This is a genomic window from Shinella fusca, from assembly GCF_014203155.1.
In the GTDB taxonomy this organism is placed as follows: Bacteria; Pseudomonadota; Alphaproteobacteria; order Rhizobiales; family Rhizobiaceae; genus Shinella; species Shinella fusca.
On sequence record NZ_JACHIK010000006.1, the window covers coordinates 77996 to 97850 of the forward strand.

Consider the following 19855-nt stretch of genomic DNA (forward strand, 5'->3'; position numbering starts at 1 on the left):
TCTGGCATAGAGCCCATGAAATAGGACAGGTTTGCTGTCCTATTTCGGTCAAGAGACCGAAAAGGCGCCGTCCACGGTGCCTGAAACGGCGAAGGGCGGAAGGCCCGACGCCCCTGACGGTCCGATGATCACATCCTGGTCGGCCGTCGTTTCGCGGCCGGAAAGGTTCACGAAGCAGATGCTTGCGGTCAGGCCCGAGCCGGTTGGCGGGGACGATCGCGGGCGAAGACGGCGCCCGCCGGACCGGGCCCACAGGAGGGAAGCATGATGGAGAAGACTCAAGCACATGATTTGCGGCAGACCCGGGCGCAGGCGACTGCGACGGGCGCCAAGACGCGCGCTTCCAATCCGGGCCTGCCGAAAAAACAGGGTCTCTACGATCCGCGCAACGAACACGACGCTTGCGGCGTCGGCTTCGTGGCGCATCTGAAGGGCCAGAAGTCGCACCAGATCGTCAAGGACGGTCTGTTCATGCTGGAAAACCTGACGCACCGCGGTGCTGTCGGTGCCGACCCGCTGATGGGCGACGGCGCGGGCATCCTCGTGCAGATCCCCGACCGCTTCTTCCGCGAGGAGATGGCAAAGCAGGGCGTCACCCTGCCCAAGGCAGGCGAATACGCCGTCGGCCATATCTTCATGCCCCGCGACGAAACGCTGGTCGAGCATTTCAAGAAGGTCATCGCCGATGTCGTTGCCGAGGAAGGGCAGGTCCTTCTCGGTTTCCGCGACGTGCCGGTCGACAATTCCTCCCTTTCCAAGGCGCCGGAAATCGCCGCCACCGAGCCGCGCCATGTGCAGGTGTTCATCGGCGCGGGCCGGGACGCGGCCACCAACGCCGAGTTCGAACGCCGCCTCTTCACCCTGCGCAAGGTGATCTCCAACCGCATCTACGACGAGTACGAAGGCGAGGAGAGCGATTTCTATCCCGCTTCCCTGTCCTCGCAGACCATCGTCTACAAGGGCATGTTCCTCGCCTATCAGGTTGGCGCCTACTTCAAGGACCTTGCCGATCCGCGCTTCGAATCGGCCGTCGCCCTCGTGCACCAGCGCTTCTCCACCAACACCTTCCCGTCGTGGAAGCTGGCGCATCCCTATCGCATGGTCGCCCATAACGGCGAGATCAACACGCTGCGCGGCAACGTCAACTGGATGGCGGCCCGTCAGGCCTCCGTCTCCTCACCGCTCTTCGGCGACGACATCACCAAGCTCTGGCCGATCTCCTACGAGGGCCAGTCGGACACGGCCTGTTTCGACAACGCGCTCGAATTCCTGGTGCGCGGCGGTTACTCCATGGCGCATGCCGTCATGATGCTGATCCCCGAGGCCTGGGCCGGCAACCAGCTCATGAGCCCCGAGCGCAAGGCCTTCTACGAGTACCACGCCGCCCTCATGGAGCCGTGGGACGGCCCGGCCGCCGTCGCCTTCACCGACGGTCGTCAGATCGGCGCGACGCTCGACCGCAACGGCCTGCGCCCCGCCCGCTACCTCGTCACCGACGACGACCGCGTCATCCTCGCCTCCGAAGCCGGCACGCTGCCGGTGAAGGAAGAGAGCATCGTCAAGAAGTGGCGCCTCCAGCCGGGCAAGATGCTGCTTATCGACATGGAAGAGGGCCGCATCATCTCCGACGACGAGGTGAAGTCGACGCTCGCCGCCAAGCATCCCTACCGCGACTGGCTCGACAACACGCAGATCATCCTGGAAGACCTCGGCCCGGTCGAGCCGCGGGCGCTGCGCCGCGATGTGTCGCTGCGCGACCGCCAGCAGGCCTTCGGCTATACGCAGGAGGACACCAAGCTCCTGATGTCGCCGATGGCGACGACGGGGCAGGAAGCCATCGGCTCCATGGGCACGGACACGCCGATCTCGGCCATGTCCGACAAGACCAAGCTGCTCTACACCTATTTCAAGCAGAACTTCGCGCAGGTGACGAACCCGCCCATCGACCCGATCCGCGAGGAACTGGTCATGAGCCTCGTCTCCTTCATCGGCCCGCGGCCGAACATCCTCGACCATGGCGGCGCGGCCAAGGCCAAGCGCATGGAAGTGCGCCAGCCGATCCTCACCAACGGCGACCTCGAGAAGATCCGTTCCATCGGTCATGTCGAGGATCGCTTCGACACCAAGACGCTGGACTTCACCTATGACGTCTCGCGCGGCGCCGAGAGCATGCTGGAAATGCTCGACCGCCTGTGCGAGCGCGCCGAGCAGGCCGTCACCAGCGGCTACAACATCATCGTGCTCTCCGACCGGCAGATCGGCCCGGACCGCGTGGCGATCCCGGCGCTGCTTGCGACCGCCGCCGTGCACCATCACCTGATCCGCAAGGGGCTTCGCACCTCGGTCGGCCTCGTCGTGGAAACCGGCGAGCCGCGCGAAGTGCACCACTTCTGCCTTCTGGCCGGCTACGGCGCGGAAGCGATCAACCCCTATCTCGCCTTCGACACGCTCACCGACATGCACAAGCGCGGCGAGTTCCCGAAGGAGGTGGATGCGGAAGAGGTCGTCTACCGCTACATCAAGGCCATCGGCAAGGGCATCCTCAAGGTCATGTCCAAGATGGGCATCTCGACCTACCAGTCTTATTGCGGCGCGCAGATCTTCGACGCCATCGGCCTGTCGTCGGCCTTCGTCGACAAGTATTTCTTCGGCACGGCGACGACCATCGAGGGCATCGGCCTCGACCAGATCGCCAAGGAGACCTTCGCCCGCCACAAGGCCGCCTTCGGCCGTGACCCGCTGCTCGCCAACACGCTCGATATCGGCGGTGAATATGCCTACCGCATGCGCGGCGAGGAGCATTCCTGGACGCCGGACGTCGTCGCCTCGCTCCAGCATGCGGTGCGCGGCAATGCGGAGGACCGCTACAAGGAATTCGCCGAACTGGTGAACGCCTCGTCGCTGCGCATGAACACGATCCGCGGCCTCTTCTCGATCAAGCGGGCGGAAGCTGCCGGCCGCAAGCCGATCTCCATCGACGAGGTCGAGCCGGCGGCGGACATCGTCAAGCGCTTCTCGACGGGCGCCATGTCCTTCGGCTCGATCTCCCGCGAGGCGCACACGACGCTCGCCGTCGCCATGAACCGGATCGGCGGCAAGTCGAACACCGGCGAGGGCGGCGAGGAAGCCGACCGCTACATGCCGCTGCCGGACGGCTCGACGAACCCCGAGCGCTCGGCGATCAAGCAGATCGCCTCCGGCCGCTTCGGCGTGACGACCGAATACCTCGTCAACGCGGACGTGCTGCAGATCAAGGTCGCGCAGGGTGCCAAGCCCGGCGAGGGCGGCCAGCTTCCCGGCCACAAGGTGGATGCGACGGTCGCCAAGACCCGTCACTCGACCCCGGGCGTCGGCCTCATCTCGCCGCCGCCGCACCACGACATCTACTCCATCGAGGACCTGGCGCAGCTCATCTACGACCTGAAGAACGTCAACCCCGAGGCCGACATCTCCGTCAAGCTCGTCTCGGAAGTCGGCGTCGGCACGGTCGCGGCCGGTGTCGCCAAGGCGCGTGCGGACCACATCACCATCGCCGGCTTCGACGGCGGCACGGGCGCCTCGCCGCTCACCTCGCTGAAGCATGCCGGCTCCCCGTGGGAGATCGGCCTTGCCGAGACGCACCAGACGCTCGTGCTCAACAAGCTGCGCTCGCGCATCGCGCTCCAGGTCGACGGGGGCCTCAAGACCGGCCGCGACGTCGTCATCGGCGCGCTGCTCGGTGCCGACGAGTTCGGCTTTGCCACCGCGCCGCTGATTGCGGCCGGCTGCATCATGATGCGCAAGTGCCACCTCAACACCTGTCCGGTGGGGGTCGCCACGCAGGACCCGGTCCTGCGCAAGCGCTTCAAGGGCGCGCCCGAGCATGTCATCAACTACTTCTTCTTCGTCGCCGAGGAGGTGCGCGAGATCCTGGCCTCGCTTGGCGTTCGCTCGCTGAACGAGATCATCGGCGCCTCGGAGCTTTTGGAGAAGGAGCGGATGATCTCGCACTGGAAGGCCAACGGCCTCGACTTCTCCCGCATCTTCCACAAGGTCGATGCGCCGAAGGAGGCGACCTACTGGACCGAGCGGCAGAACCACCCGATCCACGACATCCTCGACCGCAAGCTGATCGAGCAGGCCAAGCCCGCGCTTGAAACGAAGACGCCCGTCTCCTTCGCCGTCGACATCAAGAACGTCGACCGTTCGGCCGGCGCGATGCTCTCGGGGGAAGTGGCCAAGCGCTACGGCTTCAAGGGCCTCAAGGACGACACGATCTCCGTGACGCTCAATGGCACGGCCGGCCAGTCCTTCGGCGCGTTCCTCGCCCGCGGCGTCACCTTCGACCTCGTGGGCGCCGGCAACGACTATGTCGGCAAGGGCCTTTCGGGCGGCCGCATCATCGTGCGCCCGCCGGAGGGCAACCGGGCGGTGCCGCATGAATCGATCATCGTCGGCAACACGGTTCTCTATGGCGCGATTGCCGGCGAGTGCTACTTCAACGGCGTTGCCGGCGAGCGTTTCGCCGTGCGCAACTCCGGCGCCATCGCCGTGGTCGAGGGCGTGGGCGACCATGGCTGCGAATACATGACGGGCGGCGTCGTCGTCGTCATCGGCCAGACGGGCCGCAATTTCGCGGCCGGCATGTCCGGGGGCGTCGCCTATGTGCTGGACGAGGTGGGCGATTTCGCCCGCCGCTGCAACATGGCGATGGTCGAGCTCCAGCCGGTTCCGGAAGAGGACGACATGCTGGAGAAGCTGCACCATCACGGCGGCGACATCATGCACAAGGGCATGGTGGACGTTTCCGGCGACATGACGCGCCACGACGAGGAGCGGCTCTATCAGCTCATCTCCAACCACCTGCACTATACGGCTTCGCCGCGGGCCAAGGAGATCCTCGACCATTGGGCCGATTATCGCCCGAAGTTCCGCAAGGTCATGCCGGTCGAGTATCGCCGTGCGCTGGAAGACATGGAACGCATGAAAATGGCGGAAGCGGCTGAGTAACAGGCTGCAACGGCCCCTCATCCGCCTGCCGGCACCTTCTCCCCGTAAACGGGGAGAAGGGACAAGAGGCAAGGCGGTGCGGCATCTTCCTTCTCCCCGCTTGCGGGGAGAAGGTCGCGGCAGCGGGATGAGGGGCTATCCTTTGCGTCCGAAAGGCGCTCGTTGAAAACACTTAAGGTTTCAGGACAATACGATGGGCAAGGTTACAGGTTTTCTGGAGATCGACCGGCAGGTCATGAAGTATCAGCCGGCATCCGACCGCATCCGCCATTTCCGTGAATTCACCATCCCGATGTCGGACCAGGAGGTCCAGAAGCAGGCGGCGCGCTGCATGGATTGCGGCGTTCCCTACTGCCACGGGCCGACCGGGTGTCCGGTCCACAACCAGATCCCCGACTGGAACGACCTCGTCTACAGCGGCAACTGGGAAGAGGCGATCCGCAACCTGCATTCGACCAACAACTTCCCGGAATTCACCGGCCGCATCTGCCCCGCGCCCTGCGAGGAGGCCTGCACGCTGAACCTCGAGGACATGCCGGTCGCCATCAAGACCGTCGAGCAGGCGCTTGCCGACAAGGCCTACGAGATGGGCTATATCGTCCCGCAGCCGGCGACGGTGAAGACGTGCAAGAAGGTCGCGGTCATCGGTTCCGGCCCCGCCGGCATGGCCGCCGCCCAGCAGCTCGCCCGCGCCGGCCATGAAGTGCATGTCTACGAGCGCGAATCCAAGGCCGGCGGCCTGCTGCGCTACGGCATCCCGGACTTCAAGCTGGAGAAGAACTTCATCGACCGCCGCGTCGACCAGATGCGCGGCGAGGGCGTGACGTTCCACTACGGCGTCAATGTCGGTGTCGACAAGACGATGGACGAGATGCTCGCCGAGCATGACGCCGTGCTCTACTGCGGCGGCTCGGAAACCCCGCGCGATGCCGGCATCCCCGGCGGCGATTTCATCGGCGTGCACGATGCCATGCCCTATCTCGTGCAGCAGAACCGCCGCGTCGGGCGCGAGAACATCGACAGCGTCGGCTGGCCGTCCGAGCCGATCCTTGCCGGCGGCAAGCACATCGTCGTCGTCGGCGGCGGCGATACGGCGTCGGACTGCGTCGGCACCGCCTTCCGCCAGGGCGCGGTGAAGGTCACCCAGCTCGACATCCGCCCGCAGCCGCCCGAAAAGGAAGACAAGCTCGCCGTCTGGCCCTTCTGGGCGACGAAGATGCGCACCTCCTCCTCGCAGGCCGAAGGCGCCGTGCGCGAGTTCCAGGTCGGCACGCTCGAATTCGTCGGCGACGAGGACGGCGTCCTGACGGGCGTGAAGTGCTGCCAGGTGGACGACCGCCGCAAGCCGATCCCCGGCACGGAGTTCATCATCAAGGCGGATCTCGCCTTCATCGCCATCGGCTTCCGCGGTCCCTTCACCGACGGCGTCCTGAAGGACCTCGGCGAGCGCCTGACGATCAACACCGACAAGCGCGGCTCCTCCAACGTCGTCGCCAACGAACGCGACTACAAGACCTCGGTGGACAAGCTCTGGACGGCCGGGGACGTGCGCCGCGGCCAGTCGCTCGTCGTCTGGGCGATCCGCGAAGGCCGTCAGGCCGCCCGCGCGATCGACGAGGCGCTGATGGGCTCGACCACGCTGCCGCGATAAAATGGAATAGCGCGCCGGTTGCGGCGCGCTTTGTTCACCAAAGCCTCTATCGTCATGGTCGGGCTTGACCCGACCATCCATGCCGCGCTTGCGGAGATGGCGGTGGATCCTCGGGTCAGGCCCGAGGATGACGGCGGAGAGGTGAGAGGGCGGGGAGCGAAGCCTATCGGGTGCTCCCGCTTACGGCGTTGCCGTCTTCTCCAGCCGGAAATCGTCCACCCGCCCCAGCGGGGCGTTGGCGGTCTCGCCTTTTTCCACCAGCTTGTCGCGCAGGCTCTTGCCGTTGCCCTTGAGGGCCGAGCCGCCGAGGAGGGCGGTGCCGCCGTCGAGCGCGGGGTCGGCGAGGCTGATGGGCTGCGTCTTGGTGATCTCGGCGTCTTCCGCCGGGGGCGCCGTGACGACGAGGTCCTTGAGGTCGCTCTGCAGGCCCGGGCCGGCGGCGGCGTCGCCGAGCAGGCGGCGGATTTCTTTTTCCACGTAGAAGGCGAGCTTGCGCTTGCCGGCCTTGGTGAAGTTGATGCCATCCGAGCCGCGCAAGCGCACCTGCTGGCCGTTGATATCCGAGCCGGAGATCACGAACTTGCCGTCCTCGTCGACGAACCCGTCCCAGATGTCGACGAATTCGCCGCCCGCCTTCTCGACGCCGGCGCGGTAGAGCGTGTTGAGCGTCGTCATGTCCGCCGTCAGCGCGGAGGACTGAAAGGGCGGCATGCCCATCCACAAGAGCGGCCGGCCGCCTTCGCGGGCGAGCGCGGCGATGCGGGCGACGCGCGCCTCGTATTCCTTCGTCCAGGCCTCGGAGCGGAATTTCTCGCTGTTGCCCGCAACGGTCATCTGCTGGCGGTCGTTGGCGCCCATGCTGACGACGACGAGGGTGGGCCTGGTCTCGGCGATCAGGCCGGGCAGGGCGGCGGGCCAGTCGTAGTAGTCGTCGCGCACGATGCCGGAGGAGCCGTTGGTGCGGCGCTCGACGCGAATGCCGGGCGTCGCCTCGAAGGCGGTGATGAGGCCGTCGCCGAGGCTGCCGCCGATGAAGTCGCCGACGACGAGCACCACCTTCGCATCGGGCAATTTCTCGACGGCGGCAGGCTCCGGCGCGGCCACGACCGTCCTTGCCGGCTTCTTCTTGCGCACGGTCGCGCTCGGCTTGCGGATCGTCGGCTGGGGCTCCTCGACCTTGCGCTTGGGAGAGCCGAAGAGGAGTTCGAGGATCGACTTGCGCTGGACGCGCTCCTGCGCGCCGGCCGGCGCGGCGGCAAGGCTTGCCGCGACGGCAAGGGCAAGCCCCAGGCAGAAGGTCCGGATACTCATGCTCATGCGATGGCTCCCCGCCTTTCCCGTCATCCTGCAGGCGTTCGGTGGCGGCATGATGGCAAATGCGGGCGGCAAGCGAAAGCGCCGGCCGGCAAAAAGGGGCGCCGGAGCGCCCCTGTCATGCGCGCCCGGCCGCGGTCAGCGGCGCAGCGCCTTGAGGAGCGTCTGGCTCGGCTCGCCGTCGGCCGAAAGGCCCATGCGGCTCTGGAAGGCCTGGATGGCGGCCTTGGAGCCGGAGCCGAAATTGCCGTCGACCTCGCCGTCGTAGTAGCCGAGCTCCTTGAGGCGCGTCTGCAGCTCGAACTTCTCCGTGATGTCGAGCGCGCCGTCGGGCCGCGGCCAGCGCTGCTTGACGCCGCCGTAGCCGGCGATCTGGTCCGCCAGCATGCCGACGCCCATCGCATAGGAATCGGAGGCGTTGTAGCGCTTGATGACGAAGAAGTTCTTCGTCATCAGGAAGCCGGGGCCGCCGTTGGCCGGCAGCTTCAGTTCGGCGCGGTCGGAGCCGTTCTTGAAGCCGTTGCCGCTCGGACGCGTGAAGCCGAGCTTGGCCCATTGGGCAAGCGTCTTCGTCTGGCCGGAATATTTCTCGCCACCGCGGGGCACGACGATCTCGTAACCCCAGGTCTTGCCCGCCTGCCAGCCGTTCTTGGCGAGCAGGTTGGCGGCCGTCGCCAGCGCGTCCGGCACGGAGTTCCAGATGTCGCGGTGGCCGTTGCCGTCCGCATCGACCGCATAGAGGAGGTAGCTGGAGGGAATGAACTGGGTATGGCCCATCGCGCCCGCCCAGGAGCCCGTCATGTCGCCGGCGTCGATATCGCCGCGCTGGATGATCTTGAGGGCGGCGATGAGCTGCGTGCGGGCATATTTCGCACGCTTCTTGTCGGCATAGGCGAGCGTCGCGAGCGCGCGCGGCACGTAATGCAGCCGCTCGTCCTTCTTCAGGACGGCGCCGTAGTTGGATTCCATCGACCAGATGGCGAGAAGCACGTTGCGGTCGACGCCGAAATGGCGCTCCAGCGCGGTAAGCGTGCGGGCATGCTTGGCGGCCATCTCGCGGCCGATGCGCACCGTGTAGGGGTTCACGCGCGAATCGAGGTAGTCCCAGATCTTGTGGGTGAATTCCGGCTGGTAGGCGGCCTTGTCCAGGACCTCCGGATCGGGTGTCTTGACGCCGGAAAACGCCGCTCGATAGGTCGCCTTGCTGATGCCGGCCTCGGCCGCCGTCTGGTAGAAATCGGCGATCCATTTCTGGAAGCGCGTATCCGCACGGGCGGCGGAGGCCTGCGCGAGAAGGCCTGCCGACAGGAAGAGGGTGAGCGCAGATCGGCGCAGAACGGTTTTCAGATTCTGTGTCATCGGCTGTCGTGTCCGTTTCCAAAATTTCGGTACGATGGCGCCAAACCACCGGCTGAACGCAAAACTTATAAAAACGAAGTCAACAAATTCTTTACCATCAAACTTTTGCCCCGTCTTCCTTTGCAAAAAGATAGGAATTGGAATCTATTCGAGCAGTCCTATGTCCGCCATGAGGCGCGGGCGCAACGAGGTGAATAATGTCGCAGACACGCAAGGTTCGCAAAGCAGTTTTCCCGGTGGCCGGTCTCGGCACCCGCTTCCTTCCGGCCACGAAGGCCGTTCCGAAGGAAATGCTGACCGTCGTGGACAAGCCGGTCATCCAGTATGTGGTGGATGAAGCGCTGGATGCCGGCATCGAGCACCTGATCTTCGTCACCGGTCGCTCCAAGGCGGTCATCGAGGACTATTTCGACATCCAGGTCGAGCTGGAGCAGACGCTGCGCCAGCGCAACAAGACGGCGGAACTCACGCTGCTCGACAGCATCCTGCCGGTCGCCGGCTCGACGAGCTTCACCCGCCAGCAGGAGCCGCTCGGCCTCGGCCATGCCGTCTGGTGCGCCCGTGAGCTGGTCGGCCCCGAGCCCTTCGCGCTGCTCCTGCCCGACATGATCATGAAGGCCGAGAAGGGCTGCATGAAGGGCATGGTGGAGCTCTTCGAGCAGAGCGGCGCCAATGTCGTCGCCGTCGAGGAATGCGCGCCCGACCAGGCGCACAAATACGGCATCGTCGGCGTCGGCGAGGCGATCGGCGAGGGCTTCGCCATCACCAAGATGGTCGAGAAGCCGGCGCCGGGCACCGCGCCCTCCAACTTCTTCATCAACGGCCGCTACATCCTCCAGCCGGAAATCTTCCCGATCCTCTCCACGCAGGAGCGCGGCGCCGGCAACGAGATCCAGTTGACGGACGCCATGGTGAAGCTCGCCGACAGCCAGAAATTCGCCGCCTACCACTTCAAGGGCGAGACCTACGACTGCGGCGCGAAAGACGGCTTCATCCTCGCCAACATCGCCTTCGCCCTTGCCCGCGGCGATATCCGCCCCTCGGTCGAGGGGCCGCTCAGGGCGCTGGTCGCCGGCCTGAAATAAGGCTCATCGGCGCAGGACAAGGCCGATGCCGGCGCGCGTGACGCCGGTATCGGACGCGCCCGACTGGCGCGTCAGCTCGTAGGAAACGTCGCCGGTCATCGCCAGCCAGCGGGTGATGTTCCACGTCAGCCCGGCCCCGGCGAGATAGACGTCCTGGTCGGGCAGGCCGGCGGAGGCGGAGAAGTCACGCCAGGTATAGGCGCCGCTCAGCCGGGCGACGAGATTGTCGCGCAGCTCGTGCGTGAGGTCCGCCGTCGCGATATATTCGAGATAGCCGCTCTGGCCGGCCGCGGTGGAGGGCTGGAGGTTCGTGACGAGGCCGAGCCGGAGGTCGGTGCCGCGCTGCGGCGACCAGAAGACCGCGCCGTCGACGGTGATGCCCTCCAGCGCGGCAAGGCGGCTGTCGTCGAAGGTCGCCCGCTTGTAGCCGAGGCCGAGGTCGCCGCGCAGCTTCTCGCCGAGGTCGACTTCCACGCCCGCCCGTCCGCCGAGCGTCGAGGCGGAGCGCTCGTAGCCGAGCGAATCCTGCTTGTTGTCGTAGTAGGAGCGCCCGACGGAGGCTTCGAGATAGGGGATGAGGGCCGGCGAAAGCTCGAAGCCGACGCGGCCCGTCAGGGTGCCTTCCGTGTTGTTGCGGTCCGAAAGGTCGAGCTCGGCGCCGTTGCCGAGTTCCGCCGAGCCGTAGACCTCGCGCTCCAGCGCGGCGCCGAGGGTGCCGCGGATCAGGCCGAAGTCGCGCTTGACCTTCGCGCCCGCGCTGAAGGTGTGCACGCCCGACTGCACCGACGCGCCGTTGACGGCATTGGGATCGCTGGAGCTCTCGCGCTCGAAATTGTAGCCGCCGGTGATGTCGGCGATCGTGTCGTCGCTGAGGTCGAGCCTGAGGTCGGCGTTGATGTCGACCTTGGGTTCCGTCTCGCCGGTGCCGCTGATGTTGCGCTGGTAGATGCCCTCGCCTTCGACGGTAAGCTGATGGCGCGACCAGTCGGAGGTGAGCGTGCCCTTCAGCCCCGTCTGGGAAAAGGTGCGGCTGGAGGAGGTATCCCCCGACTTCGTCTTCTCGTAGCCGATGCCCTGCGAGATCGAGGGCTTGAGCACGAAGGTGCCGAGGCGGATGCCGGTCGGCTCGTAGGGATCGCCGAACTTGCTGCTCACATGGTCGAGGTTGGTTTCGCGCGGGTTCAGCCGTTCGGTGCGCCGGCTGGTGCTCAGATACGCGCCGTCCTCGCCGATCTCGGCGGGCACCGTCTCGTCTTCCGCCGCGATGGCGAGGTCGCCCGGCGTCGAGGCCGTCGTCGTCGGGTCCGGCAGGGCTTTCGTGCCGCTCGCCGCCGTATCCGTGGCACCGTCCGCCGCCGCCGTGCCGGTGACGGCCAGCGGATTCTGGAAGGTGGGAGTGACGGAGGCTTTCTCCTGGGCCATGGCGGCCGGGGCGGCAAGGACCGTGCCGGCGAGCAGAAGCCCGGCCAGACGCCGTGTGAGGCAAGGCGAAAGCGCCCTACGGTCCGTTTCCTTTGCCTTGCCCATGCTTCCGGCCTGCGATTCGCGAATTTCCTAAGCGAACGTAAACCGCCATGGTTAACGCTTGGTTGCAGAGGGGCGGGTGCGGTTCCCCGTGGACAGGTTCCGGCAAAAGCGGTAACGAGGCGCATGATCACACGACAGGCCAAAGTCGACGGCGCCGACGCCGTTGCGTCTGCAATCCGCACCGTCGAGACGGAAAAGGCCGGGCTTCTTGCGCTCTCGGCGGCGCTTGCCGGCGACCTCAACGATGCCTTCTGCCAGGCCGTGCAGCTCATGGGGGGCAGCGCCGGCCGCGTCATCGTGACGGGCATCGGCAAGTCGGGCCATATCGGCGTGAAGATCGCCGCGACGCTCGCTTCGACCGGCACGCCCTCCTTCTTCGTCCATCCGGTGGAGGCGACCCACGGCGACCTCGGCATGATCGGCCGCGACGACGTCATCCTCGCGCTTTCCTGGAGCGGGGAGACGGCCGAACTGCAGGGGATCGTCTCCTATTCCCGCCGCTTTTCCATTCCGCTCATCGCCATGACCTCGGGCGAGCGCTCGGCTCTGGCGCGTGCGGCCGATGCCGTGCTGCTGCTGCCGAAGGCTCAGGAAGCCTGCCCGCATGGGCTCGCCCCCACCACCTCGACGCTGATGCAGCTTGCGCTCGGCGATGCGATCGCCGTTGCGCTGCTGGAAGCGCGCGGCTTCACGGCGACGGATTTCAAGACCTTCCATCCGGGCGGCAAGCTCGGCGCGAGCCTTTCCCATATCGGCGACATCATGCACAGCGGCGAGAACATGCCGCTCGTCGGGCTCGGCACGTCGATGCCGGAGGCCGTGCACATGCTGGCGCAGAAGCGCTACGGCTGCGTGGGCGTCGTCAACGGCGAGGGCATTCTGGTCGGCATCGTCACGGACGGCGACATCGCGCGCAACCTTTCGCGCAATCTTGCCGAACTGACGGTCGACGACGTGATGACGCGCACGCCCAAGACGGTGCGGCCGACGACGCTGGCAACCGCCGCGCTCGGCCTCCTCAACCAGCACAACATCACCGCGCTCATCGTCACCGACGAGACCTTCCGGCCCGTCGGCATCGTGCATTTCCACGATCTCCTGCGGATCGGCGTCGCCTGAGGGTTTACGCCTCCTCGACCGTGAGGTCCCGGCCGTTGCTGGAGGTCACGCGCACGCGCGCGCCGACCGGAAGGTCCGGCCCCTGTACGCTCCACATCGTATCGTCGAGGCGGATGCGCCCGCGCCCTTCGGCGATCGGCTGCTCCAGCACGGCGGTGCGGCCGATGAGGCTCTGGCCGCGCTGGTTGAGATGCGGCTGGTCGCTGCCGCGGCCGTGGCTGTAGACAAGGCGCCGGCCGATGAGGGCGGAGGCGAGCGACAGCACGGCGAAGACCACCCATTGCGCCTGCCAGACCCAGTAGGCCTCCTGCCACAGGAGAAGGGACAGCACGCCCGTGACGATGGCGGCGATGCCGATCCAGACGAGGAAGACGCCGGGCAGCAGCACTTCGAGGATCAGGAGCACGATGCCGAGGACCCACCAGGCCCAGGGGCCGAGCTCGGTGACGATGCGCTGGATCATGCGCCCGTTCCCTGCGGCGGCGTGTCGAAGGGGTTGCGCGAGGCGGTCGACGGCGTCGACTGGCGCGTGCGCTGCGGGGCGCCGGCGGGCGTCGAGCCGTCGCCGAAGACCTCCCTTGCGATGGCGCCGATGCCGCCGAGCGAGCCGATGAGCGAGGAGGCTTCCATCGGCATCAGCACGACCTTGGCGTTCGGCGCCTTGCCGATCGCGGCCATGGCCTCCGTATATCTCTGCGCGACGAAGTAGTTGATCGCCTGCACATTGCCGGCGGCGATGGCCTCGGAGACCATCTTCGTCGCCTTGGCCTCGGCCTCGGCAAGGCGTTCGCGGGCCTCGGCGTCACGGAAGGCGGCTTCCCGCTGGCCCTCGGCCTCCAGGATGGCGGATTGCTTGGCGCCCTCGGCGCGCAGGATCTGCGCATTGCGCGAGCCCTCGGCCTCCAGCACCTGCGCGCGCTTCTCGCGCTCGGCCTTCATCTGTCGCGCCATGGCGTCGACGAGGTCCTTCGGCGGCGCGATGTCCTTGATCTCGATGCGGGTGATCTTCAGGCCCCAGGGATTGGCCGCCTCGTCGACGACGCGCAGGAGCTGGTCGTTGATCTTGTCGCGGTTGGAGAGCAGTTCGTCGAGGTCCATCGAGCCCATGACCGAGCGGATATTGGTCATGGTGAGGTTGATGATGGCGTGTTCGAGATGGGCGACCTGGTAGGCGGCCTGCGCGGTGTTCAGCACCTGGTAGAAGGCGACGGCGTCGGCCGACACGCTGGCATTGTCGCGGGTGATGACCTCCTGCGTCGGGATGTCCAGCACCTGCTCCATCACGTTCATCTTCGAGCCGATGCGGTCGATGAAGGGGATGATGAGGTTGAGGCCGGGCTCCAGCGTGCGCGTGTAGCGGCCGAAGCGCTCCACCGTGTACTGGTAGCCCTGCGGAATGGTCTTGATCCCGGCGAAGAGGATCAGGATGACGAGGACCACGAGGGCGATGACGACGATATCCAGTCCGGCCAAATCCATGATGCTTCTCTCCGTCAGACGTTGCGGCGCGGCGCCACTGTAAGCAATACGGGCCGCAAGGCCAGTCTATTTGGCCGGCGCGTGATTTATCGTGGGGCTCAGACCCAGCCGGAAAGCTCGCGGCGCACGACCTTTTCGAGGACCGCCATGCCCTCGGGCGTGTCGTTGAGACAGGGAATGTGCGCGAACTTCTCGCCGCCATTGTGCACGAAGCTCTCTGCCGCCTGTTCGGCGATCTCCTCCAGCGTCTCAAGGCAGTCGGAGACGAAGCCGGGATTGAGGACGGCGATGCGCTTCACGCCCTCCTGCGCCAGCTTCTCCACGGTCTTGTCCGTATAGGGCTGCAGCCATTCCTCCGGCCCGAAGCGGGACTGGAAGGTGACCATCAGCTTGCCGTCCGCCCAGCCGAGCCGGTCGCGCAGAAGGCGTGCCGTCTTCTGGCACTGGCAATAATAGGGGTCGCCCTTCTCGAAATAGCTCTTCGGAATGCCGTGGAAGGAGGCGAGCACCCGTTCCGGCTCCCAGTCGAGCGTGGCGAGGTGCTTTTCGATGGAGACGGCGAGCGCGTCGATATAGGCCGGGTCGTCGTGATAGGGCGGCACGGTGCGCAGCGCCGGCTGCCAGCGCATCTTCAACAGCGTCTCGAAGGCCTTGTCGTTGACCGTCGCGGTCGTCGCCGCCGCATATTGCGGATAGAGCGGGAAGACGAGGATGCGTTCGCAGCCCTCTTTCTGGAGGTATTCCATGCGCGAGGCGATGGAGGGCTGGCCGTAGCGCATGGCCCAGTCGACGACGACATGCGGATGGTCGGTGAGAGCCTTGCCCATCAGCTCGGCCTGGCTGCGCGTATAGGTGCGCAGGAAGCTCTCGTTGCGCTCCTTGTTCCAGATCGTCTCGTAGGCCTTGCCGACCTTGCCGGGGCGCGTGTTGAGCACGATGCCGAAGAGGATCGGATACCAGGCGATCTTCGGCCACTCGATGACGCGCTTGTCGGTGAGGAATTCCTTGAGGTAGCGGCGCATGGAGGCATAGTCCGTGCCGTCCGGCGTGCCGAGATTGACGAGCAGGACGCCGACCTTGCCGTGCTTGGCGGGGGGATGGGCGGCGGGTTTTTCGGCGATGTCCTGCATGGTGCGGTCCTCAACGGGCGGGCTGTCGTGCCCTGGTTCTTCTTGTTGCGCGGCGGAGGCCGGCCGTCAGAATCGTTCTAAAAAGAAATGCCGGCCCGGAAAAGCCCGGACCGGCGGAAATAGCGGAGACAAATTGTCTTATTTCGCGGGGATCGAGAGCTCCGTGCCGATATGCAGCGCGCGCGGGCGCGGATTGCCGTTGGCTTCGGCGATCCTGTGCCACAGCGTGCCGTCGCCATAGGCGGCCTTGGCGATGTCCCAGAGCGTGTCGCCGCGGGCGATCACATGCTTGCCGCCGGCGGACGCGGCGGATCCGGATGCGGCGGTCGCCGTTTCCGAACCGGCTGCCGGGGTGGTTTCCGCCGTGCCGGACGCGGTTTCGCCCGTCGTTGCGGCGCCCTCGGTCGATTTCGCGGCCGTTTCATTCGTATCGGTCGCGGTTTCGGCCGTTGCCGGGGCGGCGGCCTTAACTTCGGTGATGCGGCCGTCCGTCGCCGGCTTGTAGGGCCGGTGGGCGGCGAGGTAGTCGGCGACAACCAGTTCGAGGTTCGGGCCGAAGTCGTAGGGGTTCACGGCGGATTTCGCGAAGACGGCATAGCCGTCGCCGCCCGCGCGCATGTAGTTGTTGGAGACGATGCCGTAGGTCTTCTCCGGATCGAGCGGCACGAAGGCGTCGCCCTCCTTCACCTCGACCGAGACGATGCGGCTGCCGGCCGGCTTCGAGCGGTCGAAGGAATATTTCATGCCGGAGACCTGCGGGAAGCGGCCGGCGCCTTCCTCGATCTGGCTGAGGCCGTTTTCCAGCGCGGCGAGAAGGTCGGAGCCCTTGAGCTGGAAGGTGGCGACCGTGTTCTGGAAGGGCAGGACCGACAGCACCTCGCCCATGGAGACCGGGCCGGCGTCGATGGAGGAGCGCAGCCCCCCGCCATTGGTGATGGCGATGGTCATGCCCTGGCTCTTCGTGCGGTCGAGCAGCGCGTCGGCGACGAGGTCGCCCATCTCGCATTCGGCCGAGCGGCAGGTCTCGCGCGAGCCGTCGATGGGCCCGGCGCTTTCGGCGACGATCTTGCTCTTCAGCTCCTCGATGGGGGCGGCGAGTTCCTTGATGCGGGCAAGCACCGCCTCGTCCGGCTTGATCGTTGAATCGATGGCGATGGGCGCGCCGGAGGCTTCCTTGACGATACCCGCGTCGTCGAAGACGACCTTCAGGTCGCCGAGATATTTCGAATAGGAGCCGGCCTGCACGACGGGCACCTTGTAGCCGCCGGGATTGTCCACCATCGTCGGATAGGGGCCTTCCGCCTTGGGGTCCGTGCTGGAGAGGAAGGAGTGACTGTGGCCGCCGACCACGACGTCGACGTCGGGGATCTTGGCGATGGCCGCAAGGTCGCGCGGATAGCCGACATGGGTGAGGGCGATGATCTTGTCGACGCCCTGTTTCTTCAATTCGGCGACGGCGGCGGTGATGTCGGCGACGTCGTTGCCGATCAGCACGTTCGGGCCGGGCGAGGAAAGCTCCGGCGTGTCGTTGGCGACGGCCCCGACGATGCCGATCTTCTGGCCGCCCTTGTCGAGGACGATATAGGACTTGATGCGGTCGCCGATCTTCGAGCTTGCGCTGGCGGCGACATTCGCGGTGACGACCGGGAACTGGACCTTGTCGAGGAAGGTGGCGAGCCCGTCCTCGCTGTCGTCGAATTCATGGTTGCCGACGGTCATGGCGTCGAACTTCATGAGGTTGAGGAACTCGGCCTCCGCCGCGCCCTTGTAGGTCGTGTAGAAGAGCGAGCCCTGGAAATTGTCGCCCGCATTGAGCAGCAGCACGTTCTTGCCGGCAAGCTTCTGGCGCTCGGCGTCGATGGCGGTCTTCAGCCGCGCGACGCCGCCGAAGCACTCGTTCTTGCTCTCCTCCTCGGCCGAGCAGGTCGAATCGAACTTGTTGATCGATTCGATGCGCGAATGCAGGTCGTTGATGTGCAGGATGTTCAGTTCGTAATCCGCGAAGGCCGAACCGCTGGAGAGCACGATGATGGAAGCGGCCAAGAGGCCGGATCGGAAAAACGTCATGGTTCTCGTCTCCTCGTTTGCCCGCGGCGATGCGCGGGAGGGGCTGCGCGATGTTTTCACCGCTTCAGGGCAACTTCAAGCGAAAAGACGGCGGCCTCCCGAAACGAAAAAAGGGCCTTGCGGCCCTCCGTTCCGGTATCGGCGGCGCTTACAGGCGCCGGGTGAGCGAGAACTGTGCACCCTCTGCGGTGGTGCAGTTGAGCTGGCTCTGGCTGACCAGCGCGCAATTGACCTTGGACTGGGTGTTGCGCACCAGCGAGGTCATGTTGATCTCCACCAGCGTCGGCGAGGTGTTGATGTAGGTGCCCGATGCCAGGAGCTGGTTCGTGTCGGTCGTGCGCGTCGTGAACGTGCCGGCGGTGAAGCTGGAGACGATGCCGTTCGGATCGACCCACGAGCCTTCCACGCCCTGCGGCACGGGGGCCTGGGCCACCGGCAGGCCGCGCGGCGAACGGTCCGACATGCAGGCGGAGAGCGCTACGGCGGCGGTGAGCAGGCTCACGATTGCAATCGGCTTCATCTCAAGTCTCCCAGGGTCATGGCGGCGCGAACCGCCCGGCAGGTCCGGCGAACATGCCGTGAAGAATCGTCGAAAGCAAGACGCGGCGGGCATTATCCCATTGAAAGCGAAGACGCCCGCGGCTTTCGCGCGGGCGTTCCGGTTTTGCGTCTGCGCCGTCCGCTCAGCGGACGAGGACGTTCCTGAACTGCCACGGGTCCTTCGTGTCGAGGTCTTCCGGGAAGAGGCCCGGGCGGCCTTCGAGCGGGGTCCAGTCGGTATAGTGGCCTTCGACCGGGCCGAGATAGGGCGTCTGCACTTCGAGGCAGCGCTTGTAGTCGACCTCGTCGGCCTCCACGATGCCGGCTTTCGGGTTCTCCAGCGCCCAGACCATGCCGGCGAGAACGGCCGAGGTCACCTGCAGGCCGGTCGCGTTCTGGTAGGGAGCGATGCGGCGGGTTTCCTCCAGCGACAGGCGCGAGCCGTACCAGTAGGCGTTCTTGTCGTGGCCGTAGAGCAGCACGCCCAGTTCGTCGACGCCGTCCACCAGTTCGTTCTCGTCGAGGACATGCAGCACCGGCTGCTGATTGCCGCCGTTGCCGAACATCTCGTGCAGCGACAGCACGGCGTCGTTGCAGGGGTGGTAGGCATAGTGGCAGGTCGGGCGGTAGTCGACGTCGCCGTGCTTGTCGCGCACCGTGAAATAGTCGGCGATCGAGATGGACTCGTTGTGGGTGACGAGGAAGCCGTATTGCGGGCCGGGCGTCGGGCACCAGGAGCGGACGCGCGTGTTGGCGCCGGGCTGCTCCAGGTAGATGGCGGCCTTGCAACCCTTCTTCTGCTTCCTGGCGTTCTTCGGCATCCACTTCTCATGGGTGCCCCAGCCGAGCTCGGCCGGCTGCAGGCCTTCCGAGATGAAGCCCTCGACGGACCAGGTGTTCCAGAAGGTGTTGAAGGGCTTGGGGTTCTTGGTGCGCTGGGTGTCGCGCTCGGCGATGTGCACGCCCTTGACGCCGACCTTCTTCATCAGCTTCGCCCAGCCTTCGCGGTCGTGCTGATCGGGTTCCTCGAACTTGATCTCGAGGTCCTTCGCAAGGTTGACCAGCGCCTGCTTGACGAACCAGGAGACCATGCCGGGGTTTGCGCCGCAGGTGGAAACGGCCGTCGTGCCGCCCGGATTCTTCTCCTTCTCGCGGCGCACGGTCTCGCGCAGCGCATAGTTCGTGCGGTCGGCGTTCTTCATGTTCTTGTCGAAATAGAAGCCGAGCCAGGGCTCGACGACCGTATCGATATAGAGCACGTCCAGCTTGCGGCAGAACTTGATGAGGTCGAGCGAGCCGGTGTCGACGGAAAGGTTGACGCAGAAGGCCTGACCTTCGCCTTCCTTGAGAAGGGGCTTCAGGAGGTCCTTGTAGTTGTCCTTGGTGACATGGGCCTTGACGTGGCGCACGCCGTGGCGGGCGTAGATCTCCGCGTCGGCGGCATCCTCGCGCGGCTCGATGACGATCAGCCGGTTCCGGTCGTACTTGAAATGACGCTCGATCAGCGGCAGCGTGCCGCGCCCGATGGAGCCGAAGCCGATCATCACGATCGGGCCGGTGATTTCGCCATATACCGGATAGGTGCTGTCTGCCAT

13 protein-coding genes are annotated in these 19855 nt (G+C 66.0%); 4 read left to right on the plus strand and 9 right to left on the minus strand.

The genetic code is table 11. The annotated features are described in order from the left end of the window. Window positions 1–267 precede the first annotated feature (267 nt). Complete coding sequence (gene gltB / locus HNQ66_RS10820; RefSeq protein WP_380779103.1) at window positions 268–4989, plus strand: glutamate synthase large subunit; 4722 nt, start codon at window positions 268–270, stop codon at window positions 4987–4989. Between the two features lie 193 nt (window positions 4990–5182). Further along, complete coding sequence (locus HNQ66_RS10825) at window positions 5183–6640, plus strand: glutamate synthase subunit beta (protein ID WP_184143993.1); 1458 nt, start codon at window positions 5183–5185, stop codon at window positions 6638–6640. Window positions 6641–6820: 180 nt separating this feature from the next. On the opposite strand, the gene HNQ66_RS10830 is transcribed toward HNQ66_RS10825, so the two are convergent. Together HNQ66_RS10830 and HNQ66_RS10835 are read right to left on the minus strand one after the other, a co-directional pair. Beyond that, window positions 6821–7957 (minus strand): SGNH/GDSL hydrolase family protein, encoded by a 1137-nt coding sequence (locus tag HNQ66_RS10830; RefSeq protein ID WP_380779048.1) that lies wholly within the window; start codon window positions 7955–7957, stop codon window positions 6821–6823. A gap of 135 nt (window positions 7958–8092) precedes the next feature. Continuing rightward, a complete protein-coding gene (locus tag HNQ66_RS10835; protein ID WP_184143997.1) occupies window positions 8093–9313 on the minus strand; it encodes a lytic murein transglycosylase in 1221 nt (406 codons plus the stop codon). A 197-nt stretch (window positions 9314–9510) separates the two neighbouring features. Between HNQ66_RS10835 and galU the strand changes: the two genes are divergently transcribed. Continuing rightward, window positions 9511–10398 (plus strand): UTP--glucose-1-phosphate uridylyltransferase GalU, encoded by an 888-nt coding sequence (galU, locus tag HNQ66_RS10840; RefSeq protein WP_184143999.1) that lies wholly within the window; start codon window positions 9511–9513, stop codon window positions 10396–10398. Between the two features lie 3 nt (window positions 10399–10401). On the opposite strand, the gene HNQ66_RS10845 is transcribed toward galU, so the two are convergent. Next, window positions 10402–11925: an outer membrane beta-barrel protein gene (locus HNQ66_RS10845; protein ID WP_184144001.1), complete on the minus strand. Its 1524-nt coding sequence runs from the start codon at window positions 11923–11925 to the stop codon at window positions 10402–10404. A gap of 123 nt (window positions 11926–12048) precedes the next feature. On the opposite strand from HNQ66_RS10845, the gene HNQ66_RS10850 reads away from it, so the two are divergent. Continuing rightward, window positions 12049–13044, plus strand: coding sequence for a KpsF/GutQ family sugar-phosphate isomerase (locus tag HNQ66_RS10850; RefSeq protein ID WP_184144003.1), 996 nt, complete (start codon window positions 12049–12051; stop codon window positions 13042–13044). Between the two features lie 4 nt (window positions 13045–13048). Here the strand turns inward: HNQ66_RS10850 and HNQ66_RS10855 are convergent, their stop codons facing one another. The 6 genes from HNQ66_RS10855 to HNQ66_RS10880 form a co-directional block, all read right to left on the minus strand. Further along, on the minus strand, window positions 13049–13507 hold the full coding sequence (locus tag HNQ66_RS10855) for an NfeD family protein (RefSeq protein WP_184144005.1): 459 nt from the start codon (window positions 13505–13507) through the stop codon (window positions 13049–13051). Continuing rightward, complete coding sequence (locus HNQ66_RS10860) at window positions 13504–14517, minus strand: SPFH domain-containing protein (RefSeq protein ID WP_184144260.1); 1014 nt, start codon at window positions 14515–14517, stop codon at window positions 13504–13506. Before HNQ66_RS10860 ends, HNQ66_RS10855 begins: the two co-directional genes overlap by 4 nt. Window positions 14518–14621: 104 nt before the next feature. Next, on the minus strand, window positions 14622–15653 hold the full coding sequence (gene hemH, locus HNQ66_RS10865; RefSeq protein WP_184144007.1) for a ferrochelatase: 1032 nt from the start codon (window positions 15651–15653) through the stop codon (window positions 14622–14624). A 138-nt stretch (window positions 15654–15791) separates the two neighbouring features. Next, window positions 15792–17720 carry a 5'-nucleotidase C-terminal domain-containing protein gene (locus HNQ66_RS10870; protein WP_184144009.1) on the minus strand — a complete coding sequence of 643 codons (1929 nt, stop codon included), beginning with the start codon at window positions 17718–17720 and terminating at the stop codon, window positions 15792–15794. 148 nt (window positions 17721–17868) lie between these two features. Continuing rightward, window positions 17869–18240 (minus strand): outer membrane lipoprotein Omp10, encoded by a 372-nt coding sequence (gene omp10, locus HNQ66_RS10875; protein ID WP_184144011.1) that lies wholly within the window; start codon window positions 18238–18240, stop codon window positions 17869–17871. 163 nt (window positions 18241–18403) lie between these two features. After that, window positions 18404–19855 carry a homospermidine synthase gene (locus HNQ66_RS10880; RefSeq protein WP_184144013.1) on the minus strand — a complete coding sequence of 484 codons (1452 nt, stop codon included), beginning with the start codon at window positions 19853–19855 and terminating at the stop codon, window positions 18404–18406.